Origin of the sequence: Sphingomonas sp. CFBP 8765 (genome assembly GCF_014841445.1) — a bacterium.
Taxonomy (GTDB): domain Bacteria; phylum Pseudomonadota; class Alphaproteobacteria; order Sphingomonadales; family Sphingomonadaceae; genus Sphingomonas; species Sphingomonas aerolata.
The window spans coordinates 60,335-84,059 of the sequence record NZ_JACYTY010000004.1 but is presented as its reverse complement, the minus strand read 5'-3'; the positions used below and the strand labels follow the sequence as shown (position 1 = coordinate 84,059).

At 66.8% G+C, this 23,725-nt stretch carries 20 protein-coding genes; 7 read left to right on the top strand and 13 right to left on the bottom strand.

The annotated features are described in order from the left end of the window. Positions 1–20: 20 nt before the first annotated feature. The 5 genes from IFT87_RS11765 to IFT87_RS11745 all read right to left on the bottom strand — a co-directional run bounded on the left by IFT87_RS11765 (position 21) and on the right by IFT87_RS11745 (position 5,449). Positions 21–2,396: a TonB-dependent receptor domain-containing protein gene (locus tag IFT87_RS11765; protein WP_031440386.1), complete on the bottom strand. Its 2,376-nt coding sequence runs from the start codon at positions 2,394–2,396 to the stop codon at positions 21–23. Further along, positions 2,393–3,328 carry a FecR family protein gene (locus IFT87_RS11760; protein ID WP_192008589.1) on the bottom strand — a complete coding sequence of 312 codons (936 nt, stop codon included), beginning with the start codon at positions 3,326–3,328 and terminating at the stop codon, positions 2,393–2,395. The genes IFT87_RS11765 and IFT87_RS11760 overlap by 4 nt, the downstream gene beginning before the upstream one ends. Before the next feature lie 36 nt (positions 3,329–3,364). Continuing rightward, positions 3,365–3,880 carry an RNA polymerase sigma factor gene (locus IFT87_RS11755; RefSeq protein ID WP_031440388.1) on the bottom strand — a complete coding sequence of 172 codons (516 nt, stop codon included), beginning with the start codon at positions 3,878–3,880 and terminating at the stop codon, positions 3,365–3,367. A 108-nt stretch (positions 3,881–3,988) separates the two neighbouring features. Continuing rightward, on the bottom strand, positions 3,989–4,288 hold the full coding sequence (locus IFT87_RS11750; RefSeq protein ID WP_031394383.1) for a putative quinol monooxygenase: 300 nt from the start codon (positions 4,286–4,288) through the stop codon (positions 3,989–3,991). Positions 4,289–4,360: 72 nt separating this feature from the next. Further along, positions 4,361–5,449 carry a Gfo/Idh/MocA family protein gene (locus IFT87_RS11745; RefSeq protein ID WP_274602538.1) on the bottom strand — a complete coding sequence of 363 codons (1,089 nt, stop codon included), beginning with the start codon at positions 5,447–5,449 and terminating at the stop codon, positions 4,361–4,363. 31 nt (positions 5,450–5,480) lie between these two features. Here IFT87_RS11745 and IFT87_RS11740 point away from each other — a divergent pair, with 31 nt between their 5' ends. From IFT87_RS11740 to IFT87_RS11725, 4 genes are all read left to right on the top strand, one after another. After that, the gene (locus IFT87_RS11740) at positions 5,481–6,374 is read left to right on the top strand and encodes an aldo/keto reductase (protein WP_037529124.1); all 894 of its coding nucleotides are present in this window, start codon (positions 5,481–5,483) and stop codon (positions 6,372–6,374) included. Further along, entirely contained in the window at positions 6,371–7,450 is a 1,080-nt protein-coding gene (locus IFT87_RS11735; RefSeq protein ID WP_183935719.1) for an LLM class flavin-dependent oxidoreductase, read from the top strand. Before IFT87_RS11740 ends, IFT87_RS11735 begins: the two co-directional genes overlap by 4 nt. Positions 7,451–7,550: 100 nt before the next feature. Beyond that, positions 7,551–8,801, top strand: coding sequence for an MFS transporter (locus tag IFT87_RS11730; protein WP_037529126.1), 1,251 nt, complete (start codon positions 7,551–7,553; stop codon positions 8,799–8,801). A gap of 87 nt (positions 8,802–8,888) precedes the next feature. Next, positions 8,889–11,216, top strand: a complete 2,328-nt coding sequence (locus IFT87_RS11725) for a TonB-dependent receptor (protein WP_192008587.1) — start codon at positions 8,889–8,891, stop codon at positions 11,214–11,216. A gap of 37 nt (positions 11,217–11,253) precedes the next feature. Here the strand turns inward: IFT87_RS11725 and IFT87_RS11720 are convergent, their stop codons facing one another. After that, complete coding sequence (locus tag IFT87_RS11720; RefSeq protein ID WP_426290656.1) at positions 11,254–12,660, bottom strand: coniferyl aldehyde dehydrogenase; 1,407 nt, start codon at positions 12,658–12,660, stop codon at positions 11,254–11,256. Positions 12,661–12,903: 243 nt separating this feature from the next. On the opposite strand from IFT87_RS11720, the gene IFT87_RS11715 reads away from it, so the two are divergent. Beyond that, a complete protein-coding gene (locus tag IFT87_RS11715) occupies positions 12,904–13,890 on the top strand; it encodes an alpha/beta fold hydrolase (protein WP_249403322.1) in 987 nt (328 codons plus the stop codon). A gap of 15 nt (positions 13,891–13,905) precedes the next feature. Here the strand turns inward: IFT87_RS11715 and IFT87_RS11710 are convergent, their stop codons facing one another. From IFT87_RS11710 to IFT87_RS11700, 3 genes are all read right to left on the bottom strand, one after another. Next, entirely contained in the window at positions 13,906–15,546 is a 1,641-nt protein-coding gene (locus IFT87_RS11710; protein WP_192008583.1) for a Na+/H+ antiporter, read from the bottom strand. Positions 15,547–15,623: 77 nt separating this feature from the next. Beyond that, the gene (locus IFT87_RS11705; RefSeq protein WP_031440397.1) at positions 15,624–16,238 is read right to left on the bottom strand and encodes a response regulator transcription factor; all 615 of its coding nucleotides are present in this window, start codon (positions 16,236–16,238) and stop codon (positions 15,624–15,626) included. A gap of 19 nt (positions 16,239–16,257) precedes the next feature. Continuing rightward, the gene (locus tag IFT87_RS11700) at positions 16,258–18,726 is read right to left on the bottom strand and encodes a PAS domain S-box protein (RefSeq protein ID WP_192008580.1); all 2,469 of its coding nucleotides are present in this window, start codon (positions 18,724–18,726) and stop codon (positions 16,258–16,260) included. On the opposite strand from IFT87_RS11700, the gene IFT87_RS11695 reads away from it, so the two are divergent. Beyond that, positions 18,698–19,033, top strand: a complete 336-nt coding sequence (locus IFT87_RS11695; protein WP_192008578.1) for a hypothetical protein — start codon at positions 18,698–18,700, stop codon at positions 19,031–19,033. The genes IFT87_RS11700 and IFT87_RS11695 overlap by 29 nt on opposite strands. A gap of 242 nt (positions 19,034–19,275) precedes the next feature. Then, positions 19,276–19,872 (top strand): hypothetical protein, encoded by a 597-nt coding sequence (locus tag IFT87_RS11690; protein WP_192008576.1) that lies wholly within the window; start codon positions 19,276–19,278, stop codon positions 19,870–19,872. Positions 19,873–19,900: 28 nt separating this feature from the next. Here IFT87_RS11690 and IFT87_RS11685 read toward each other — a convergent pair whose 3' ends face one another. The 4 genes from IFT87_RS11685 to IFT87_RS11670 all read right to left on the bottom strand — a co-directional run bounded on the left by IFT87_RS11685 (position 19,901) and on the right by IFT87_RS11670 (position 23,640). Then, positions 19,901–20,611 (bottom strand): Crp/Fnr family transcriptional regulator, encoded by a 711-nt coding sequence (locus IFT87_RS11685; protein ID WP_037529129.1) that lies wholly within the window; start codon positions 20,609–20,611, stop codon positions 19,901–19,903. Between the two features lie 103 nt (positions 20,612–20,714). Further along, positions 20,715–20,837, bottom strand: a complete 123-nt coding sequence (gene cydX, locus IFT87_RS11680) for a cytochrome bd-I oxidase subunit CydX (protein ID WP_031440400.1) — start codon at positions 20,835–20,837, stop codon at positions 20,715–20,717. 28 nt (positions 20,838–20,865) lie between these two features. Continuing rightward, positions 20,866–22,005, bottom strand: coding sequence for a cytochrome d ubiquinol oxidase subunit II (gene cydB, locus IFT87_RS11675; protein WP_037529132.1), 1,140 nt, complete (start codon positions 22,003–22,005; stop codon positions 20,866–20,868). A gap of 33 nt (positions 22,006–22,038) precedes the next feature. Beyond that, the gene (locus IFT87_RS11670) at positions 22,039–23,640 is read right to left on the bottom strand and encodes a cytochrome ubiquinol oxidase subunit I (RefSeq protein ID WP_031440402.1); all 1,602 of its coding nucleotides are present in this window, start codon (positions 23,638–23,640) and stop codon (positions 22,039–22,041) included. Positions 23,641–23,725: the final 85 nt, after the last annotated feature.

Sequence of the window (23,725 nt, the reverse complement as noted above, 5' to 3'; positions counted from 1 at the left end):
TTGCCGGGCTGCGCAGCTTTTCAGAATGCCGCGTCTATCCCCAGGCGCAACGTGCGAGGCCGCAATGGCGTGATCTGGCCGCTGCCGATCTGGAACGGCGTGCCAAGCGCGAAGCGATTGCCGGTGCCATCCGTCAAATTGGTCACGCCGAGCGTCAGACCCAGTGTCGGCCGGCCGACCCGCATTGTCAGCGCGGTGTCGAGATAATCGCCCTGCTCCTCCCCGAGCACCGGGCCGATACCGAGCCGGGAGCGGCCGACATAGCGCGCCCAGCCGTAGACCCGCAGGTCGAGGTCACCGCAGAGCGGCCGGCTATAGTCGAGCCCCAACCGCCCTGCGAACCGGGCGATATTGGGAACCTGGCTCATCCGCGCGAACGCCAGGGCATAGGCCTGGCTGGGTTCGGTCACCCGGCTGTCGTTATAGGTCAGCCCGGCGTCGATCGTGAGCCCGGCGACCGGTCGCCAGGCGGCCGCCGCGCTTGCCGACCAGATCCGGCCGTTGCCGATATTGGCAGTGCTCGGTAGCCCCGACCCGTCGATGAAGTCCGCCTGAATATCGTCCCAGAGCGTATGTGACAGCCCGGCCGACACGGATACCGCGTCGATCCCGCTCTGCCCGAACCGTATGCCGCTTTCGATCGTGCGGACCCGGTCGTTGCGGAACCGCCGGACGAAGTCGCTCTCGATCGCGAGCCCGCCGGGCCGGAACCCCTGCTGGTACCGGGCATAGAGCGACAGCCGCGGCAGCACGGTTGCGATCAGCGATCCGGACGGCAACAGGCTCGTTTCACGACGACTGGCGGTCACCTGCGCACGCGCGAGCGCGACCGGAGCGAGGGCCTCCGCCAGATCCTGGCCCGTTCCCGACAGCGCGGCCCGCGTCACGCGCGCGCCGCCGGTCGCGATCAATCCGGGGAACAGCGCGACGCTGGCCTCGCCATAGAGCGTCGCCTCGTCGATCCGGTTGGTAACGCCCGTCACGGGCACCGGTGCCTCGACTGCGCCGAGTGCGCGCGACAGCCGCGTCCGGTTGTGCGTGAAGCTGCCGCCCACCACCCAGCCGAAGCCGGCGCGCATCGGCCGCCACAGCCGGGTCTCGTTGGTCAGCATCGCGGTCGCGTTGCGCTGCACGAACAGCCGCGGATCGCCGTTCACCATGGTGGCGTCATAGCGTTCCGTCAGCGTCTGCCCGACGATCGCCGTCGACGATCGCAGCATCAGGCCGCCAAGCGTGCCCGACACGACCAGATCGCCCATCCGGTAGTCCGCACCGAAGCCCTGTACGACGGCACTGTTCCGCGTGCGGGGCGGCGCGTCGCGATCGGTATATTGGCTGTCGTCGCCGCGGGTCCGCTGGTACACGCCGCCCAGATCGAGCGTCCAGTTGCGCCCCAGATCGACACGCAGCGTACCCCGCCCTCCGGCGATGCTGGTGCGGTTCACGTCGCTCTGCCCGAGCGTCGGGTTGTCGATATACCCGCCCTCCGTCACCGCATAGCCCACGATACGCAGCGCCATCCGGCCCTCCATCACAGGCAGGTTGAGCGTCGCGCCGATGTCGCCGCCGGGGTCGCCATGCGTCGTCGCGGACACGCCCGTCGCGATGGCGGCCGTCGTGTCGTCGATCACCGGCGCGTTGGGGACCGTGCGGATGATGCCGCCAAGCGACCCTGCGCCGTAGAGGGTGCCCTGTGGCCCCTCGAGCACCTCGACCGACGCGATATCGTAGAGCCGCAGGTCGGGATCGGGCGCGTTGTAGCTGAGCCGGATGTCGCCGAGATACTGGCCGACGGTCGTCTGCGTCGGGCCGGTGAAGCTCGAATCCGCAATGCCGCGAATGAACAGCTTGTTGCGCCCCGCACCGAGATGCGTCGACGACACGCTCGCCAGCCGCGCCAGCACCGCGTCGCTGCCCCCCGCGCCGCCAAGCGCCAGGTCGATTCCGTCGAGATGCGCGACCTGCCCGGCGAAATCGCGCAGCCGGGTGTCCCGCTTGCTGGCGGCGACGATGATATCGGCCCCTGCGATGGTCGTAACCGCGGCATGGGCGGTGCCCGGCGGCAGACGGCGCTGTGCCGCAGGTGGCGGCGCGGCGCGCGCGACCAGACGCCACCCCCCGGCCCCTGCGGACCGTATCGTCGACCCCGTCGACCGTGCGAGCTTTGCGAGCGCCTGCCGGGCCGTAAAGCGGCCCCGGATCGCGGGGACGGGTCGTGCCCACAGAACCGGGTCGTCGACGGCGATGCTGACCCCCGCCTGCCGCCCCAGTGCCATGACGGAATCGCCCAGACGGCCCGCGCGCAGGTCGAGCGATACCGGCCCCGCCGCAGCCGACGCAGCGGTCAGCCCGGCGATCGCCACCGCGACGACGAAGACCACGCCCCCCCGAATCACCGTGCCGACATCGTCCAACCCTGTGCGGACCGCCGCATCGTCACGTCGAGCAGTGCGGCGAGCGGCATGGGGTCACGCGCGAGCCCGGCCGTGGCGATCGTCGCACGGACGCGGCGATCGGCGATCTCCGGTGCCACCGCGATCGTGATGCCCAGCGTTCGCGACAGATCGTCCGCGACTTCGGTCATCGGCGCATTTTCGAACGCCAGCCGCCCCTCGCGCCACGATCCGACCGCCGTGGCATCGACCGTGATCCGCATCACACCGCCGCGCGTGGCCACCACACCCTGCCCCGCCGTCATCCGGATCGCGTTCGGACCCGGATCGTAGTCGACCGCACCTTCGGACACGGCAACGCGCATGCCGTCGCTGGTCCGCTTGACGTCGAAGGCCGTGCCGACATCGACCAGGCGCGTCTCGCCGACCCGGACCTCGAACGGATCCGCCGCATCATGCGCGACGACGAACATCGCCTCGCCACGATCAAGCGTCGCGATGCGCGCATCACGTCGATCGATCGTCACGAGGGAACCGCCGGCGAGCATGATCCGGCTTCCCTCAGCGAGGAGGATCGTCCGCGCGGCCCCCGGCGCCGCCTCGACGGCATAGGGTTGGGGGCGGCGCTCATAGACCGAAAGGCCGGCGACGACCGCCAGCGATGCGGCGATCGCCCCGCCGGCCCACCGTCCTATCCGCTGCGGCGCGCGTCGTGACGGGCTGGCCATCGGCGGCGCCACCGCCCCCCCCTGCGGTGCGCGCGCCAGTGCGACGCCATCATCGATTGCGGCGTTCAGCGCATGATAGCGCGGGGCATGCGTCGGGTCCGCCTCCATCCACGCCATGAAGCCGGGCCAGTCGTCGAATGCGGGATCGCCCGTCCGCACGATCCAGTCGAGCGCCTGTGCGTCCAATGCGGTGTCGTCCTGCGCCATCATGGCCTCCTGACTGGCTTGACGGAGACGTTCGCCTCAAACCTCATCGAGCCGCCCTTTCAACGCGATCATCGCACGATAGGCTCGCCGCAGATCACTTTCGACGGTGCTGAGGCTCACGCCCATCTCGTCCGCGATCGCACGTTGCGCGACCCCGTCGATCCGGTGGCGGCGAAACACCGCCGCGGCGCGTTCACCGACCGCCTCCAGCGCGCGCGCCGCCATCCGCGCCTCTTCGCGCGCGATCAGCACGCGCTCACCCGATGGCGCATCGGACTGGCCCGCGACCGTGGCGCCGACCGCGTCGCTCCAGTCATTGTCGCGTCGGGCGGCCTGCCGGACCGCGCGATGACGGTCGAGCATGAGATTGTGCGCCGCGCGGTACAGATAGGCCAGCGGCGCCGCGATCGGCCCGCCGCGCGGCGTCCGCACGCGGATCCAGAGCTCGTGCAAAAGGTCTTCCGCCGCATCCCCCGCGCCATGCGCCGACAGAAAGCGGAGCAGCGTATCGCGATTGGCGAGGAAGACGGCCTCCAGACCCTGCGTGTCCATCCGTCGCCTATACCGTAAGAGAAAACGTCACGACCATGGCGGATGCGCGGCCGCAGACGGCGCGCTTTAGCCCCTCACGGATGCGCGCGCCCTTGCCGCGGTGCTGCCTCAGCCTGCAACGTCGACCGGATGCGTCGCGATGATCGTCGGTCGCGCGGCGGCGAGGTCGCGCGAGGCCACGCCCAGCGCCTTGAAATGGTCGGACGCCATGTGCGCCTGAACCGCGGCATCGTCGACATACAGCTCGTTGAACACGAAACGCCGGTCGCCATCGGCCTCGCGCCACAGATCGTAGTGGAGCACCCCCGGTTCATTCCGCGACGCCGCGGCGCAGATGCGGGCGGCGTCGATGAACGCCTCCTCATGGCCGGGCTTGACGGAAACGAACGCAATGACCTTAACGGGCATATCGACCTCCTGGGCGTGATTTCGCCACAGCCTGTGCGCGCCCGGCGGATGGCGCGCAACCCCGCGGCCGTGTCAGACGCCCAGTTCCGCCATCGTCACGACCCGGTGCTCGCGCGCGCTGATCTCCGCGGCGGTACCGATCGCGACCGCGCGCAGGCCATCCTCCGCGGTGACCTGTACCGGTCCCTCGCCGCGCACGGCGGCGGCAAAAGCGGCGTGCTGATAATAGGTTGCACCTTCGTGCGAGCCCGCGGCCCGGGCCGCCGGATCGACCGAGACATGACTGCGCTCGACCGCCTTGGGGTTGAGAAATCCGACCCGTGGCGAATAGACGAGCTCGCCTGCAGGAATTAGCACGTCAAGCCGCGCCGCATCGCCCGTCGCCGACATCTCCTCCTGATTCTCCGCACCATCGGCGAACATGCTGAGATCGAGCATCGCCCGCACGCCGTTCGCGAAATCGACCGTCGTATAGCTGTTGTCGATGATGTCCGGGCGCTCGCCGTCATAAAGTTCGTCGAGATGGTTCACGTCCATCGCGCCCGAGCAATGGACTCGCACCGCTTCCGACCCGACGATCAGCCGCATCAGATCGAAGAAGTGACAGCATTTCTCCACCATCGTCCCGCCGGTGTTCCGGGCAAACCGGTTCCAGTCGCCGACCTTGGGCAGGAAGGGAAAGCGGTGCTCGCGGATCGACAGCATCTGCAACCGGCCGACCCGGCCCGCCTGGACCTGCTCGATAAAGGCGGCTGCGGGCGGCATGAAACGGTACTCCATCCCGGTCCAGAACGGCTTGGCGTGTGCGGCGGCACGCTCGACGATCCACCGCGCATCGTCGATCGTCGTCGCCAGCGGCTTCTCGCACAGGATCGCGGCGTCCATCGCGAACAGCTGCTCGAGCACGTCGCGGTGCGTATTGTTCGGCGACGCGATGACGATCGCATCGACATCGGCGCGCTTCGCAAACGACTCGACCGAGTCGAACCGCGCGACGTCATCGGCCCGGTCGCCGAGCGCCTCGGTCGCCCAGTCGATCGAGGTCGCGACCGGATCCGCGATCGCGACGATCTCCGCACCGGGCAGGATCGCCAGGTTGCGGATGTGTTCGACGCCCATCATGCCCGTTCCGACGACACCGTATCTGATCGTGGCTACCAAGCTGTCTATCCCTATGCCATGAGCCGTCGGCATGACGACGATCCGCCTTTCCAACGACCTTCGCCCGCTCGGCAAGAGCGAAATCCTTGTTTCGCCGATAGCCTGGGGCATGTGGCGGCTGGCCGGAGAAACCGCGCCGGTCCGCGCGATGATCGACGCGGCGCTGGGTGCGGGAATCAACTTCTTCGACACCGCCGACATCTATGGCTGCGACGTCCCGGCGGGCTTCGGCTCGGCAGAGGCGCTGTTCGGGCGCGCGCTGGCCGAGGACCGCAGCCTGCGCGCGAAGATGGTGATCGCGACCAAGGCGGGCATCCGTCCCGGCATTCCGTATAATTCCAGTGCAGAGTATCTGGCCGACGCCCTCGACGCGTCGCTGACGCGCATGGCGATCGAGCAGGTCGACCTGTACCAGATCCACCGCCGTGATTTCATGACCCATCCGCAGGAGGTCGCCGCAGCGCTGACGCGCATGATCGACGCGGGCAAGGTGCGCAGCATCGGCGTCTCGAACTACAGCGTCCACGAATTCGCCGCGTTGCAGGCGTTTTTCGGCCTGCCGATCGTCAGCACCCAGCCCGAGTTTTCGCCGCTCCAGACCGCGCCCCTGTTCGATGGCACGCTCGATCAGGCGATGGCGCACGACGTCGCGGTGATGGCATGGTCGCCGCTTGGCGGCGGTCGGCTGGCGCAGGGCGATCACCCGGCGGCAACGCTGCTTGCCGAGCATGGCGCGCGCTACGGCGTCGACGCCGCGACCGCGACCCTGGCGTGGATCATGGCACATCCGGCGCGGATCATCCCGATTGTCGGCTCGCAGACCCCCGCGCGGATCGCAGCCTCGGCCGATGCGTACAAGGTCGAATGGACCCGCAGCGAATGGTATGCGGTGCTGCAGGCCGGCATGGGTGTCTCGCTGCCATGATCGATCCGTCGGCAAGCCTCCCGCCCTGCGAGATCAGCTGGTTTTCCGCGCTGTGCGACGATGATTACGAATTTCTCGGCGTCCCCGACCCCGCGCTGAAATCGAGCTGGGAGCATTGTCGCGACATCGTGATGCAGGCCGAGACGGCCGGATATGACAATATCCTGCTGCCCTCGGGCTATACGCTCGGCATCGACACGACCGCGTTTGCCGCGGGGATCGCACCGATGCTCAAGAGATTGCGACTGCTGATGGCGGTACGGATCGGCGAAAGCTGGCCACCGCAGCTCGCCCGCCAGATCGCGACGATCGACCAGATGCTCGGCGGTCGGCTGGCGATCAACATCATCTCCAGCGACCTGCCCGGCGAGACGCTCGCAAGCGCGCCGCGCTATGCGCGCACCGTCGAGGCGATGCACATCCTGCGTACGCTGCTCGACGGCAAGCCGCTCGACCATGACGGCGACTTCTGGAAGCTGAAGCTCGATCCTCCGCGGACCACCACCGTGTCCGGGCGCTGTCCCGCGCTCTATTTCGGTGGCCTGTCCGAGGCGGCGCGGGAGGCCGCGGCGACCAATGCCGACGTCTATCTGATGTGGCCCGACACGATGGACGGCGTCCGTGCGATCATCGCCGACCTGCGCGCGCGCGCCGCACGTCACGGCCGCACGCTGCGCTTCGGCTACCGTGTCCATGTCGTCGTTCGCGACACCGAGGCGGAAGCCCGCGCCGCGGCCGATCGTCTGCTGTCCAAGCTCGACGATGCCGAAGGCCAGGCGATCCGCGCGCGTTCGCTCGATTCTCAGTCCGCCGGCGTCCGTCGCCAGGCCGAACTGCGCGAGGGATCCGACGATGGCTATGCCGAGGCCAATCTGTGGACCGGGATCGGCCGCGCACGGTCGGGATGCGGTGCCGCGATCGTCGGCGATCCGGACCAGGTGCTCGCCAAGCTCAACGCCTACCGGGCCGAGGGGATCGATGCGTTCATCCTGTCGGGCTATCCGCACGCCGCTGAGGCCGACCTGTTCGCCCGCCACGTGCTGCCGCGGATCGAGCATGGTCCCTTGGTCGTCTAGGACGCAGACCTGCCCGCTGAGACCGATTGAAATCAAATAACCGACGCGGACAAGAGAAAATGGCTCGCATCCATCGTCCTCTCGTCCATGCTGGCCCGCTATGACTTTGCCCATCAAGACCGTCGCGCAACTCAGCACCCGTGGCCGCACATTGCTGTTCGCGCTGGTCGTCACCGCCGGCATCCTCAACCTCGTCGACCGTCAGATCATCGCCGTGCTGAAGCCGACGATCGCCGCCGATCTCGGCTGGAGCGACGATGATTACGGGACGCTCGCCGCCTGGTTCCAGGGCGGCGCGGCGTTCGCATTCCTGTTCACTGGCTGGATCGTCGACAAGCTCGGGGTGAAATGGGCGAACCCGATCGGTGTCGCGGCGTGGAGCATCGCCGCGATGGCGCATGGCTGGGCGCGATCGATGACCGAGTTCGTGATGATCCGCGTGAGCCTGGGCGCGACCGAGGCGATGGGCACGCCGACCGGAATCAAGACGATCGCGTCGGTGCTGCCGAAGAACTGGCGGTCGAGCGGGTTCGGCGCGACCAATGCGGCCAACAGCATCGGTGCGATTCTGGCGCCGCTGGCCATTCCGGGCGTCGCGCTGCTCGTCGGCTGGCGGGGGACGTTCGTCGTCGCAGGTGCGCTCGGGCTCGTCTGGGCGGCGGTCTGGCTGATCGCGACCCGTCGCCTGCACTTCACCTCGCAGCCCGTGGGCGCCGCAGATGCCGCGGCACCGGTCGGCGAATACGGCCCGATCTTGCGCAACCGCCAGACCTGGGCGATCGCGATCGCCAAGATCCTGTCCGACGCTACCTGGTGGCTGATGCTCTTCTGGTTGCCCGATTTCTTCCACCGCCAATATGGGCTGAGCGGGGTCGCGCTCGGTGTCCCGCTCGCGATTGCCTATGGTGGCGCGGCGGTCGGCTCGCTGCTCGGCGGCGGCGTGGCGACCCGGTTGCTCAGCCTCGGCTACAGCGTCAACGCGGTCCGCAAGGGCATCCTGCTCGCCGCCGCACTCTGCGTCCTGCCCGTTCCACTCGTGCTTTACGTCGGCAGCTATCCCGTCACGATCGCGCTGATGGCGCTGACGCTCGCCGCGCACCAGGCGTTCTCGACCAACCTGTTCGCGCTGATCGCCGACGTCGTCCCGCAGGACAAGCTTGGCCGGGTCACCGCGTTCGGCTCGTTCAGCGGCAATGTCGGTGGTATGGTGATCGCCAAGGTCGCCGGCCTCGTCCTGACCGCCGGGCTCGGCTACCTGCCGCTGTTCCTGTTCGCCAGCGTCTCCTATCTGCTCGCGGTCGGCTGGATCCAGCTGCTGCTGCCGCGGTTGCGCCCGGTCGAGGGGCACTAAAGCTGATACGATGCGTCTGCATCCAGATCTATATACCCATCGGCTGAATGGGATTTAAAAGACGACATCATCTTCGGGAGGGATATCATGATCGATCCACGCCATGTGGCGCTGCTGGCCGGCACCGCGCTTGCGACCTTCGCCACGCCGGCATTCGCTCAGGACACGGCCCCGGCGCCGACAACCGCGACGCCCAAGGCGGCGACGCCTGCCGCCGACACCGGCGAAGACGTTGTCGTCACCGCGCGCTTTCGCAACGAAAGCCTTCAGTCCGTACCGATCGCGATCACCGCCGTCAGCGGACAGTCCCTCGCCGAACGCCAGTTGAACACCGTCGAGAACATCGCCGCGACGATCCCCGCGGTCGGCTTTCGCAGCGGTGCGTCGAACAAGGACCGGACGATCTTCATTCGCGGCGTCGGCACGATCACCACCTCGCCAGGCGTCGAGCCGTCGGTGTCGACCGTGCTCGACGGCGTCGTCCTCACCCGCCCCGGCCAGTCGACGCTCGATCTGGGCGAAGTCGAGCGGATCGAGGTGCTGCGTGGCCCACAGGGCACGCTGTTCGGCAAGAACGCGTCCGCGGGCGTCGTCAACATCGTCACGCGCAATCCGACCGACGAATTCCGGATGTTCGGCGAAGCCGGCGTCACGTCGGACGAGGAATACCGGATCAAGGCCGGCATCTCGGGTGCGATCGTGCCCGGCAAGGTCCAGGCGCTGATCGGCGGCCTTTACGACGACTTCAAGGGCAATGTCCGCAACGTCGCCCGCAACGACGACGTCAACGGCTATCGGCGCTACGGTGCGCGCGGCAAGCTGGTGATCACGCCGTCGGACGCACTGAAGTTCACGATCATCGGCGACTATCTCAATTCGCACGATACCACCCCGACCAGCGTCTATGCCAGCACCAGCCGGACCGCCTACCCCACCGGCACTGTCACCAATTCGCCCGACCTGGCCGCCGCGCTCACGGCAAGCGGCATCCGCGCGAACGCCAGCAACCGCCGCACGAACAACGATACGATCACCGACGTGCGCGACGAGAATTACGGCGGCTCGTTCACGGGCGACCTCACGCTCGGCGACTATCACCTCACCTCGATCACCGGCTGGCGGCAGTGGCTGAACACGCAACGTCAGGATTATGACAGCGTCGCCGCGCTATCGACCGCCTTCCCGTCGGGTCAGGATACTGGCCACGTCAACACCAAGCAGTTTTCGGAGGAACTGAGGCTCACGTCGCCCAAGGGCGGGCTGATCGATTACGTGCTTGGCGCCTATTATCTCCACGCCACCACCGACGAGACCTATCAGCGGACGCTGACGTCGCTCGCCGCTGGTGGCGCGCGCAGCACGACGACGGGTGTCGCGAACTACGGCATCACCAACGACAATTTCGCGCTGTTCGGCGAGGCCAACGTCAATTTCACCCCGCGCTTCCGTGGTATCGCGGGCTATCGTTCAACCTGGGACAGCCTGGACTTCTACCATGTCCGCACGTCGACCGCAGATCCCCTTAATACCGGGGCAGCGGCGCTCGATCGCCCCGGCGTGCGCGCCTATCACAATGCCAGCGACGGGCTCGATCGGCGTGGCGACAGCTACCGGCTCGGTCTCCAATATGATCTCGGCGATCATGCGCAGACCTATTTCACCTATTCGCGCGGTTATAAGGGGCCGGCCTATAACGTGTATTTCAACATGCGGTCGCTCAACGCCACGACGCCGCTCGACGAGGTCCCGCTGAGCCCCGAGACGTCGAACTCCTACGAAGTCGGGTTGAAGGGCAGCACCGCGGACCGTGCATTGAGCTACAGCCTTGCCGCGTTCACGACGAACTTCGACGGGTATCAGGCAAGCTTCAACGACGTCGTCGCCGGCGCGCAGGTCAGCCGCCTGATCAACGCGGGCTCGGTGCGGTCGCGCGGTGCCGAGGCGGACGTGACGCTGCGCCCGACCAAGGGGCTGACGCTCGACATCTCGGCCGCCTATACCGACGCAACGGTGCGCAATTTCCTCTGCCCGCCCGGCGCGCCGACGAGCTGCAACATCGACGGCCAGCCGCTTCCCTATGCCCCCAATATCAAGCTCTATGAGAATGCGGCGTACCGCTTCGGGCTCAGCGACAGCCTAGCACTCGAACTGCAGAGCGACGTGACGTTCAGCAGCAAGGTGCAATATGCGCTGGCGCAGACGCCGAGCACCGTGCAGCCCGCCTATGCGATCTGGAATGCGAGCGTCGCCCTGCTCAGCGACCAGTCGGGCTGGCAGTTGCGCGCCTATGTGAAGAACCTGACGAACACCTCCTATTCGTCGTTCCTCACCGCAGGGACGTTCGCAGGGACGGTCCGGTTCGTCCCGCGTGACGACCAGCGCTACGCCGGGCTGCTGCTGCGCAAGGACTTCTGACCGCCGCTGGCCGCGGCGGACCGGTTGGACGCGCGGTTCATCCGATCAGCCGCGCGGCGGCCTTGCGCGCGGTTGCACCATAGGGGGGCTTCAGGCCAGCCAGTTTGGCGACGTCGAACCGCGCCTGCCGGAAGACCGCGCGGGCATGGCTGAACGTACGGAACCCGTCTGCGCCGTGATAGGCGCCCATGCCCGACGGGCCGATGCCGCCGAACGGCAGATCCTCCATCGAGACATGGAGGATCACGTCGTCGAGGCTGACGCCGCCCGACACGGTTCGATTGAGCAACCGGCGACGCTCGCCCGCATCGCTGCCGAAGTGATAAAGGGCAAGCGGCCGGTCGCGCCGGTTGATCTGGCCGATCGCGTCGTCGATATCGTCATAACGACGGATCGGCAGGACCGGGCCGAAGATCTCTTCCTGCATCACGATCATGTCATCGGTCGCGTCGCGGACGATGTGGAGCGGCATCTTGCGCGTGTTCGCACCGCTGAGGTCCTCGCCCGCCGGATTGACGATCTCGACCCGCGCGCCCTTGGTTCGGGCATCGTCGAGCCAGTCGTTCAACCGCGCCATGTGACGGTCGCTGACCAGCGACGTATAGTCCGGGTTGTCGAGCAATGTCGGATACATCGCGCTCGCCGCTGCGGTCAGCCCGGCCACCACCGCAGGCTCGTCCGCGTCGCGGACCAGCATGTAATCGGGCGCGAGACAGATCTGGCCGGCATTCAGCATCTTGCCAAGCGCCACCCGCTCCGTCGCGCGTGCGATATCCGTCCCGTCACCGATCACCACTGGCGACTTGCCGCCCAGCTCCAATGTCACGGGGACGAGATTGTCAGCGGCAGCGTGGAGGATATGGCGCCCGATCCCTGTCGCGCCGGTGAAGAGCAGATGGTCGAACGGCAGGCTGGCGAACGCCTTCCCGACCTCCGGCCCGCCACCGACAAAGGCGAGCTCGTCCGCCGCGAAATACCGCCCGACGAGCTCCTCGAACAGCGCACCCGTGACCGGGGTATATTCGCTGGTCTTGACGATCGCGCGGTTGCCGGCCGCGAAGATGCCCGCAAGCGGCGCCATGATGAGGTTGACCGGGAAATTCCACGGCGCGATCACCCCGACCACGCCCTTGGGCTGATATTCGACCCAGGCCTTCGCGCCGAGCAGCCCTAGCGGAAACTGCACCGCGCGCCGCTCCGGTTTCGCCCAGCGGTCGAGATGCTTGATCGCATGGGTGATCGGCGCAATCGATCCGGCGATGTCGGTGATCATCGACTGCTCGCGGCTCCGGTGACCGAAATCCTCCGACAGTGCATCGCAGAACCGTGTGGCGGACTCGCGGATCATCGCCGCGGCCCGTTTCAGTCGGTCCTTACGGACCGACAGCGGCTCGGGCATCGCCGCCATCGACGCCGCCCGCTGCGCCGCCAGGATCGCCATCATGTCGGTCATCACCATCTCCCATCCGGCGCACCCGCCCGGCCCGGTTCCAATATTAGCGTCATGCCGCCTGCGCCTGCCGCTTCGCAAGCGGGTTGCATACCGCCCATGCAACATCGACGAGATGATAGAGCGGCTCACCCCCCTTCCTGAAATGGGGTCCGCGCGAACTGGCGCTCGCGGGCGGTTATTCCAAACGTGCCGGAGGCTTGGCGGGACTTGTCGGCGCAATCTATGTGTCGGCGGATGACGCATATGAAAGAGAACAACCGCGCGGCGCCCACGCCGCCTCGCCATCCGGCCGCGCGTGCAGCCGGTCTCGCGCTCAGTGTGGTGGCCGGTCTTGCGCTGTTTGCCAGGCTAGCGGCGAACCGCGTGGAACGCCGCGTGCCCGCCGACGGCAGGTTCATCGATATCGACGGGCGACGCGTGCATTACCTCGAACGTGGAACGGGCCCGGCGATCGTGATGATCCACGGGCTTGGCGGGCAGATGCGCAACTTCGGCTATGCGTTGCTCGACCGACTGAGTGCGGATCACCGCGTGATCCTGATCGACCGCCCGGGCTCGGGCTATTCGGCGCCGATCGCGCAGGCCAATATCCGTGCACAAGCCGCGCATGTCGCGGCGTTCATCACCGCGATGGGGCTCGACCGGCCGCTCGTCGTCGGCCACTCGCTGGGCGGCTCGATCGCGCTCGCGCTGGCGCTCGATCATCCGCGGCAGGTTGGCGGGCTCGCGCTGATCGCACCCCTGACCCAGCCACTCGCCACCGTGCCGCAGATCGTCGCAACGCGCGCCATCGCTACGCGAGCGATGCGCAGCGCGCTGGCATGGACGGTCGCCACGCCCGCGGCGTTGCTCGCGCGACCCAGCGGCGCGCGCATGGTCTTCGCACCCGATCCGGTACCCGACGATTTCGCGACACGCGGCGGCGGCGCGCTGATCGGTCGTCCATCGGCCTTTGCCGGAGCGGCGGCAGATCTCGCAGCGGCAAATGCCGATCTGCCCGCGATGGTCGACCGCTATCCTTCGCTGTCTGTCCCGACCGCGATCCTGTTCGGACGCGACGACGCTGTGCTCGATCCGCTGGCCCACGGCCAGGGTCTCGCCAACGCCTGTCCCGCCGCAGCGCTCACGCTGGTCGCAGGCGGCCACATGATCCCCGTGACACGACCCGATGACGTGGTCGCATGGCTTTCCACGCTGAGAAAGCCCGGCGCTCCCGTCTGAGGCCCTCGCAGACCGTCAGCTGCGATACCGGGCCTCTACGAGGTCGAGTTCACGGACCAGCTTGCGGATCGTCGCACTGCCGATCCGGCGATCGCGCGCGAGATCGACGATCGTGCTGCGTTCCGCCTGGAGCGCGACGAGCTTGAAGTCCCGCTCGATCCGGTCCTGCACACGCGCGGCCGCGGACGCCTTGGCAGAACCGCTGCGGCTGTCGATCCGGTCGCGATAGATGTCCATCACCCGGCCGCCCGCCGCCGCATAGAAATCGCCGTCGCCCATCCGTTCGGCCAGCTCATGCTGCGACCGCTCGACCGCGCGGATCGCCGCTTCCGCCGCCGCGACCCGCGCCGCGTCCTCTTCCGCGAGCAGCGACGGCTCGGGCGGCATCGTCAGGCCGTTGAGGAGGATCGGCAAGCCGACGCTCGCCAGCACCAGCGACACGATGATCACCCCAGCGGCCAGGAATATGGCGAGGTCGCGCGCCGGAAACGCGGTGCCGTCGTCGAGCACGAGCGGAATCGTCAGGACGCCCGCCAGCGTGATCGCCCCGCGGACACCCGCCAGCGACATCGCCGCGACCACCCGCCAGTCCGGGCTGTGAACGGTCACCCCGTCGCGATAGCGTCGGCGCAGCAGTGTCAGCCGCAACGACACCCAGACCCAGACGAACCGCAGGGCGGCGAGTCCGGCGACGATCGCGAGGACATAAGCGGCAAGCCAGCCGGTGCTGTCATGCCCCGTCATCTTGACCGTCGTCCTGGCACCCGCAAGGATCGCCGGCAGCTGTTCGCCGAGCAGCACGAAGATGATGCCGTTGAGCGCGAACTGGATCGTGTCCCACACCGAGTTGCGCCGCATCCGTGTATTGGGCAGCGCCTGACGCGATATCTCGGCATAGGTCATCGTCACGCCCGCCGCGACGGCCGCGAGGATCCCCGACGCGTGAAGATGTTCGGCGAGGAGATAGGAACCGAACGGGATCAGCAGGCTGACAAGGATCTGCGACCCCGATTCTTCGCCAAACCGCCGCGATACCCAGGCTTTGGCGCGCGTGACCGCGAGCGTCAGGCCGACGCCCACGACGATCCCTGCGCCGGCCACCCAGACGAAGTTGATTGCGGCGGAGGACGGCGAGAACGATCCGGTCAGCGCCGCGGCGATCGCGAAGCGCAGACAGACGAGGCCCGACGCATCGTTCAGCAGCGATTCCCCTTCAAGGATGTGCATCATCCGCTTCGGGATCGGCACGCGTGCGGCGATCGCCGAGACCGCGATCGGGTCGGTCGGCGAGACGACCGCGGCCAGCGCGAACGCGACGGCAAGCGGCATCGCCGGGATCATCCAGTGAATGAACAGCCCCATGCCGATCACCGTGATCAGGACCAGCCCCAGCGCCAGTTCGACCACGGTCGAAATGTCCTTGAGCAGCTCGTCTTTGGGGATCCGCCAGCCATCGAGGAACAACAACGGTGGCAGGAACAGCAGCAGGAAGAGTTCGGGATCGAGCGCGACCCGGTACGACGTCGACATACCGATGACCGCACCGAGCATGATCTGCACCAGAGGCGTCGGCACCGGCACGGGGAGCATTCGCGAAATGGACCCGCTCAGGACTACCGCGAGCAGGAGGAACAGAACGATCGATACAGCTTCCAAAAGATACTCCCGCTTGGCGTCAGGTCCTTCCTAACCGGCACACGCCACAAACGACACCCCCTTGGACCGAACGATCGTCAGTCGACCGTCACGAGGCCGGCGGCAAAGGCGATCCGAAGCGCCTCGGACAGGCTGCGCACGCCGAGCTTGTCCATCAGATTGGCGCGGTAGATCTCGACGGTCCGCGGGCTGAGGCTCAGCGCATGCGCGATCACCTTGTTCGGCTGGCCGTCGATCAGTCCCATCAGCACGTCGGTCTCGCGCATCGAGAGCCGCGCGATCCGCTGACGCGCCGCCTGGGTCCGGTCCGCCGCCGCGGTTTCGGTTTCGAGCCGCGCAAAACCTTCATCGACCGTGCGCAGCAGGATGTGCGGATCGCACGGCTTTTCCAGAAACTCGAGTGCGCCCGCCTTCATCGCCTCGACCGCGAGCTGCACGTCGCCCTGCCCGGTCAGGATGATCGGCGCAAAATGCGGTGCGAACGGCACGAGCTTTCGCAACACCTCGAGCCCGGTGGTTCCGGGCATATGATGGTCGAGCAGCACGATACCCGGGTCGAGGCTGCTGAGCTCGGCCAGAAACGCATCCCCGGAGCGAAAGCCGCGGATCAGCAGGTTCGGACGGGTCGACAGCAGCCCCTGCACCGATGCACGGACGGCGTCGTCATCGTCGACGACATAGACGGTACGCATCCAGACATCCTTTCACGGCTTATTCCACACAGACATGCGGCACGGTGAAGCGAAAGCAGGCGCCACCGCCCGGGGCATTGAAGCCGACCAGCTCCCCGCCATGCGCTTCGACGATCCGGCGGCAGATCGACAGGCCGAAGCCCATGCCCCCCTCCCCCTTCGATGACGTGAAGGGCGTGAACATCCGCGACAGGATCGCATCGGGCAAGCCGGGACCATTGTCGCAGATGCTGATCTCGACGAGCGCCGCTTTGTTCAACCGCGCCTCGATGAGGACGCCGCGCGCGCCGTCGGGCGATGTCGCCAACGCCTCGAACGCGTTGCGGAGCAGGTTGACGACCACCTGCTGCACCTGGATCCGATCCGCGAGCATGAAGTCGGCGTCGGGGGACAGCGCGAAGCTCAGCTCGATATCGGCATGCTGTCCGCCGGACGTCAGCAACGTGACGGCCTCACGCAGTGTCGCCTCCACGGGCTCGATCCGCATCTCGGACTCGCGCTTGGCGATGAACTCGCGAAGCCGGTGGATGATGTCGCCTGCCCGCAGGGCCTGCGCGTTCGCCGATATTAACGTGGCCTTGAGCCGGTCGCCATCCATGCCGGCGCCGCTGTCGAGGAGCAATTCGGCGGTCGTGACGAAGTTCGCGATCGCAGCGAGCGGCTGGTTGAGTTCATGCGCGAGCGCCGCAGCCATTTCGCCGACCGCGTTCAACCGGATGACCTGCATCAATTCCCGCCGGACGAGGCTCAGCCGCTCTTCCGCGGCGATCCGTTCCGAAATGTCACGGACGAACCCCGTCAGCACGCGTTCGCCGTCGACCAGCGCTTCGCCGACATGCAGCTCTACCGGGAAGCTGCTTCCGTCCGCGCGCCGCGCGGTGGTGAGCCGGCCATGACCAACGCCACGCCGATCGCCCGAGGCCGGATAACGCCGTAAATACCCCTGCTGCCACGCCTCGCGCTCGCCCGGGATCAGGGTCTGCACGTTCAATCCGATCGCCTCGGCGGCGCTATAGCCGAAGATGAGTTCGGCGGCGGCGCTGAAGGAGCGGATGGCGCCGGCCTCGTCGATCACGATCATCGCGTCGGGCACGGTTTCGAGGATCGACCGCAGCTGCGCCTCGCGCACGCGAAGCGCCGCCTCGCGCTCCTCGTGCCGCGTTATGTCCAGCGTGATTCCCGTGGTCCGGACCATCGCGCCTGCCTGATCGTAGAAGCAGCGCGCAGAGCCTTCGAGGAAACGCTGCGTGCCGTTGGGCAGTCTCAATCGATAGGTGAAACTGATGCGCGGTGCGCGCATGCCGACGGTTTCGGCGATCGTGCGCTCGACCTCCGCCAGGTCGTCCGGGTCGATCAACGCCGCCCAGCTCGGATAATCGTGCAGGCTTCCCGCGGGCAGCCCCAGACGCTGCTCGGACCCTGCGGTCCAGGTCAGCGCCCCCGTTGCGATTTCCCATTCGAAGACCCCGATCTCGTGCGCACTGCTGGCGAGCGCGAGACGCTCCTCGCTCTTGCGCAGCGCGGCCTCGATCTCGAGCCGGGTGCTGATATCGGTCATCGACAGGACGAGGGCCGGCGCACGGGCCAGCTTCTCGACCCTGCGCGCCTGCTCGATCACGTGCACCGCGCTGCCGTCGCGTCGGCGCTCGATCAGTTCACGCTCGCCATCGGCATGCGGGCAGCCCGTCGCCAAGCTGCCGTCGGCGGTGCGCGACGCGAGCAGTACATGCTTCTGCCTGCCGAGCGCCTCGTGCGCACGCCACCCGTATAATTCCTCGCACCCGCGCGACCAGTGGATGATCCGGTCATCGGTATCGACCAGCGCCATCGGTGCGGCGTTCAATGCCTCGGTCAGCTCGGACAACGCGGCGCGATGCCGCGCTGCGCTCCGCACCGTCCAGGTGACGAGCGCGCTGACCACCACGAAATTCAGCGTGACGGTCAGCAGTTCGCCCCAGACCGCAGACACCCCGGCAAGCTCGATGCTCGCCATTTCCACGAGCGGCGCTAGCACCGGTACGACCAGCAGCAGCGGCAGAACAAGTCGCAACATGTGCCATTCGGGCGACCAGGCACCGGGCTCGTCCAGAATATCACTTCGCCAGGCAAGTACCCCCAGGGCCAGCAGCATCGCGCCGATCGCGGATGGCAGGGACGTCGACGACAGATGCCACCCGGTCGCATGCAGGGCCGGGAGCATCGGGATCAACAATAAGGCTGTGCTTGCAGTCACCAAACTGCCGCCTGCGAGTGCCGCCGCCAGCCGTCCATAGGAGCGGGTATTTGCCGCGGCTGCGCCGATCGCGACGGGCAATGCGACGAGTATGAGATCGGCGACAATGCCCGGCCCCGTCATCGCGCGATCAAAGGCTGTCCGGACATCGTCCGCAAACAGCCACCCATCGATTCCATGGCTCCCGGCCGGCAGGACCACTTGGACGAACAGGCGCTCAAGACCAATGGCGATCGGCACGGCGAGCAGCGGCATGGCCCGGCGACTGGAATGTCCGCGTGACAATATCAGGGTCGCCGCCGCCATGCAGGCAAAGGCAATGCAGCCGAACGGCGGCATTGGCTCGACCAAACCGAACGTCGTCAGCACGGGAATCCGCAGCATCCACCCGATCATCGGGACCGTCGCACACGCAAAGACAGCCGCGATGCACAACCCGGCCACAGTACGGCCCGGCTGGCTCATTGTCGAAACGGAATCGTCTTGCGTTGAAGTCTTCATGCTATCCGGCAAGTATATGCCAATACTGAATTATTACCTAGCTTATTGGCAAATATATTGACCCATAATGATGGCCAGTTCCACCATTATGGTCAGCTGTGAAAATGCGTCCATCCCGCGACTTCGGAACGACGGGGCGACCCGTCCAAAGATAGGCCGGCGCGCCTAAGCATCGGTAAACGTCACCAAATATCAGTCCGCGCCCTGGCGTCGCGGTCGCCTCAAACCGGCACCCTGCCCCTTTGACGACGATCAATGCCACGGTTCGCCATAACGGGCAGAGCGATAACCGGAGGAGCCGGCATGACGGACGGGCACGGCACGAAGCAGGACGGCAAGGCGCAGCGCGTCGATCGGGCATCACGCGACGGCGAGTCGTCCCCGGTTCCAGCGTGTCGTCACTGGCATGTCATCCGCGACGACGATCTCGCGGAGCTGCTGTCCGCGCATGCCGACCTGCGCAGCCTGTGCAGCATTCTGGAACATTGCGCCGACTGCTTGCCCGTCAGGCCCTCGGCACGTGATGCGGACTGGATCTGTGCGCGACTGGCCTTGGTGACCGAACGGTGCGACGATGGCCTCGAGCCGACGCTCGACACGCTGTTCCGGCGAACCCCGTCCCAGCCGCTGATCGGCGTGTTGCTCGATCATGTCGCCGCACACCGCGCGACCGACGCCGTCTACGCACAGGATCTCATCGTCGCACTCGATCCGCGTTCGATCGAAGCCGACCGGTTCGCGCCCGACATGCTCGGCTATATGTTGCGATGCTTCTTCGACGGCTGCCGGCGTGCCACCGACTTCACCGAGCTGTTGATCCTGACCCTGGGGCATGCCCGCCTCACGCGCGCCGCCAGGATGCGGCTGACCGACAGCCTGGCGCGTAGCACTTCACCCTGAGCACAGCCTGCTGTCGGTCCCGGCGTCGCTATGCCGGATCGGCGCGCGCCGCGAGAGCGTCGCGGTCGACAATGGTGATGGCTCGTCCGCCGGGCAAGCCGATGACGCCGCGAGTCTTCAGCTGCGTCATCTGCCGGCTGACGGTTTCGATCGTCAAACCCAATATGTCGGCGATCTGACCCCGCGAAAGCGGGAGGTCGAACGTGACCGGCCCGCTGGGCGTTCCCCTGCAACCGGTCGCCGCGGCACGGGTCGCCATATCGACGAGAAACCCTGCGACCTTCTCGCTCGCCGATTTGCGCGCGAGCGTCAGCATGCGCGATCGTGCTTCGTCGAGCGCGGCAAGCGTGCGTTGCAGCAATAGCCGCTCCATCCGCGCATGATCGGTCAGGACGCGCTCGAACGACGCCCGCGGAAAGATGCACACTTCCGCGTCGGTCAGCGCCGACACGCTGAAATCGGCCTGCCCGGGATAGGGCTGCCCGACAAAGTCGGCGGGGTATAGGAGCCCGACGATCTGCTCGCGCCCGTCACCGCTCGATGCGACGAGCTTGAGCACGCCCGACAGGAGATTGGCGCACAGGATATTGTCCTCACCCGCCCAGATCAGCGTCTCGCCACGCCGCACGATCCGCCGCCGACCCAGGGTATTGAGCGCATGCAGTTCGCTATTGGTCAGGCTTCCGCAGAGCGACTGATCGCGAACTGCACAGTCGACGCAGATGGTTGCAGCAAGCATGACGGCAGATATAGCGCCCGGTCGCCGAATTGACCGCATCAATTCGGCGCCGACTGGTCAATATCGCCGGACGGGCCGGGCAAGATATGTTGCCCGACACTGTCTACGGCATGTCCGGTACGTCGATCTCGTCATCGGCCGGCAACGAGAATTCATGCCACATGCCGTTCAGCACTCCGAAGCCCAGCGCAAGGCCGAGGCCCAATACCCAACTGAAATACCACATTATCTATCGTCCTTGCCGCACGGAGTGATCAGTAGAAATCGGGATTGGTCGCGACCTCGTGCGCCGTGACGCGGCCCCACATCAGCTTGAAGGCCCATGCGGTGTAGGCGAGGACGATCGGCAGGAAGACGGCGGTGACGAACAGCATGATCCCGAGTGTCTTTTCGGAGGATGACGCATTCCAGACCGTCAGGCTCGAATGCTCATCGATGCTGGACGGCAGGATGTAGGGGAACATCGACAGCCCGACGGTCGCGATGATCCCCACCGCCGATGCCGAGGATCCCGCAAATGCCGCACTCTCGATCCGTCGGCGTATCCCGATCAGCGCGACCACCACGCCGCCGAATCCCAGCAGCGGAGCGATCATCATCCAGGGATGGAGTGCATAGTTCGCCAGCCATGCGCCCGCAGCGATTTCGCTCGTCGTGCGCAGCGGATTGGACGGCCCCGCCGCCTCGATTGTCCCGACGATGCGGAACCCGATATCGGTCCAGGCGACGAACGCCCAGCCGGCCGCGAACAGGACCAGTGACAGCATGCCGGCCAGCGTCCCGAACCGCGTCGCGCGGTCATGGACCGGGCCATGCTCGACCTTGATCGCCAGCCACGCGCTGCCGTGCAGGACCAGCATCGCGACCGACAACAGGCCGCAGATCAGCGTGAAGGGCGTGAACAGCCCGAGGAAACTGCCGTCGAAAAAGGCGCGCAGATCGCTGTCCAGCCGGAACGGCGCCCCCGACAGGACATTGCCGACCGCGACCCCGAAGACGAGCGCAGGCACGACACCGCCCACGAACAGCGCCCAGTCCCACCCGGACCGCCACCGCGGATCCGGCCGCTTCGACCGGTATTTGAACCCGACCGGTCGCAGGATCAGCGCCGCGAGCACGAGGAACATCGCGAGGTAGAAGCCGGAAAAGCTGACCGCATAGACGAACGGCCAGGCGGCAAAGATCGCGCCGCCACCCAGGATGAACCAGACCTGGTTCCCCTCCCAGGTCGGACCGACCGAGTTGATCACCATCCGGCGCTCGGAATCGGTCCGTGCGACGAACGGCAGAAGCGTGGCGACCCCGAGGTCGAACCCGTCGGTCAGCGCAAAGGCGATGAGCAACACCCCCATCAGCCCCCACCACAATATGCGCAGCGTCTCATAGTCAAACATCGGATCGTGCCTTTCGGATCAGGCGAGAAGGGGTCAGGCGGGGATCGGGTCAGCAGCAACGGGGCGCGTGGCGCCGCGCCCTGCCGGTCCGGCATCGGGCACCGGATAGGCATCCTCGTCATGCTCGAACGGCCCCTTGCGGATCGTCGCGAGGATCAGGCGGACCTCGATGACCGCGAGCGTCCCGTAGATTGCAGTGAAACCGATGATCGTCGTCCACAGGACCCCGCGCGTCAGCGAGGATGCGGCGAGGAAGGTCGGCAGCACGCCCTCGATCGCCCAGGGCTGGCGGCCGATCTCGGCGAGCATCCAGCCCAGCTCGATCGCAATCCAGGGCAAGGGGATCGCGATCACCGCGAGTTTCAGGAACCACCGCGTCTGCGTGTGCAGGCGGAGCGACGTCAGGACGAACGCCGCACCGAACAGCGCGATCATCAGGACCCCGATCGCAGCCATGATCCGGAAGCTCCAGAACATCAGCGGCACGTTCGGCACCACGTCCCATGCCGTGGAAGCGATCAGTGCGGGGCTGGCAGTGCGCGGATCCGCGACATGCCGCTTGAGCAACAGGGCGTAGCCCAGGTCACGCTTGTGCGCCTCGAACCGTGCGCGTTGTACGACGTTGGCAGGGTCGGTCTTGAGCCGTTCGACCGCGTCATAGGCGACTACGCCCGACGTGATCCGCTCCTGCGCCTTGAGCACCAGTTCGGACATGCCGGTGACGGTGCCGTCGAGGCTGCGCGTCGCGATCAGCCCGAGGACCCAGGGGATCTGGACCTCGTACCGGGTTTCCCGGGCGGCGACGTCGGGTACCCCGAACAGTGTCAGACCGGCCGGCGCCGGTGCCGTGTGCCAGGCCGCCTCGATCGCGGCGAGCTTCATCTTCTGGTTGTCGGTCAGGGCATAGCCGCTCTCGTCACCCAGCACGACCACCGACAGCGACGCGGCCAGGCCAAAGGCTGCCGCCACCGTCATCGATCGCCGTGCCACGCCCTTGTAGCGGTCGGTCAGCAACCAGAAGGCGCTGATCCCGAGCACGACCACCGCCGCGCAGACATAACCGGCGCTGACCGTGTGGACGAACTTGGCCTGCGCGATCGGGTTGAACAGGACGGCGCCGAAATCGGTGACCTCCATCCGCATCGTTTCCGGATTGAACTTTGCACCGACCGGATTCTGCATCCAGCCGTTCGCGATCAGGATCCACAGCGCGGACAGGTTGGTGCCGAGCGCCACCATGGCCGTGACGAGCAGATGCCCGAGCTTCGACAGCCGCCCCCAGCCGAAGAACATGATGCCGACGAACGTCGCTTCGAGGAAGAACGCCATCAGCCCCTCGATCGCGAGCGGCGCGCCGAATATGTCCCCGACATAATGCGAGAAATACGACCAGTTCGTGCCGAACTGGAATTCCATCGTCAGCCCGGTGGCCACCCCCAGCACGAAGTTGATCGCAAAGATCCGCCCCCAGAAGCGCGTGATCACGCGCCAGATCGGCCGGTTCGTCATGACATAGACCGATTCCATGATGACGAGCATCATCGACAGGCCCAGCGTCAGCGGCACGAAGAGAAAATGATAGAGCGCGGTGAGCGCAAACTGCAGCCGCGACAGGTCGATGACCCCGAGGTCCATGGAACGGTCTCCCCCCCGGCGAACATGCCGGTTTGGTCGGGGCGTAAGTGGCGCGGCCGACCAGAACATTGACCGCGGTCAAAGA

Coding starts and splice junctions, on each gene's coding strand:
- cydB (WP_037529132.1), bottom strand. CDS start 22,005: ATGTTTGACTATGAGACGCTGCGCATATTGTGGTGGGGGCTGATGGGG.
- IFT87_RS11695 (WP_192008578.1), top strand. CDS start 18,698: ATGGCGATCGGCACGGCGAGCAGCGGCATGGCCCGGCGACTGGAATGT.
- IFT87_RS11730 (WP_037529126.1), top strand. CDS start 7,551: ATGACTTTGCCCATCAAGACCGTCGCGCAACTCAGCACCCGTGGCCGC.
- IFT87_RS11750 (WP_031394383.1), bottom strand. CDS start 4,288: ATGCCCGTTAAGGTCATTGCGTTCGTTTCCGTCAAGCCCGGCCATGAG.
- IFT87_RS11705 (WP_031440397.1), bottom strand. CDS start 16,238: ATGCGTACCGTCTATGTCGTCGACGATGACGACGCCGTCCGTGCATCG.
- IFT87_RS11700 (WP_192008580.1), bottom strand. CDS start 18,726: ATGCCGCTGCTCGCCGTGCCGATCGCCATTGGTCTTGAGCGCCTGTTC.
- IFT87_RS11725 (WP_192008587.1), top strand. CDS start 8,889: ATGATCGATCCACGCCATGTGGCGCTGCTGGCCGGCACCGCGCTTGCG.
- IFT87_RS11755 (WP_031440388.1), bottom strand. CDS start 3,880: ATGGACACGCAGGGTCTGGAGGCCGTCTTCCTCGCCAATCGCGATACG.
- IFT87_RS11685 (WP_037529129.1), bottom strand. CDS start 20,611: ATGCTTGCTGCAACCATCTGCGTCGACTGTGCAGTTCGCGATCAGTCG.
- IFT87_RS11715 (WP_249403322.1), top strand. CDS start 12,904: ATGACGCATATGAAAGAGAACAACCGCGCGGCGCCCACGCCGCCTCGC.
- IFT87_RS11735 (WP_183935719.1), top strand. CDS start 6,371: ATGATCGATCCGTCGGCAAGCCTCCCGCCCTGCGAGATCAGCTGGTTT.
- IFT87_RS11760 (WP_192008589.1), bottom strand. CDS start 3,328: ATGGCGCAGGACGACACCGCATTGGACGCACAGGCGCTCGACTGGATC.
- cydX (WP_031440400.1), bottom strand. CDS start 20,837: ATGTGGTATTTCAGTTGGGTATTGGGCCTCGGCCTTGCGCTGGGCTTC.
- IFT87_RS11690 (WP_192008576.1), top strand. CDS start 19,276: ATGACGGACGGGCACGGCACGAAGCAGGACGGCAAGGCGCAGCGCGTC.
- IFT87_RS11740 (WP_037529124.1), top strand. CDS start 5,481: ATGACGACGATCCGCCTTTCCAACGACCTTCGCCCGCTCGGCAAGAGC.
- IFT87_RS11720 (WP_426290656.1), bottom strand. CDS start 12,660: ATGATGGCGATCCTGGCGGCGCAGCGGGCGGCGTCGATGGCGGCGATG.
- IFT87_RS11670 (WP_031440402.1), bottom strand. CDS start 23,640: ATGGACCTCGGGGTCATCGACCTGTCGCGGCTGCAGTTTGCGCTCACC.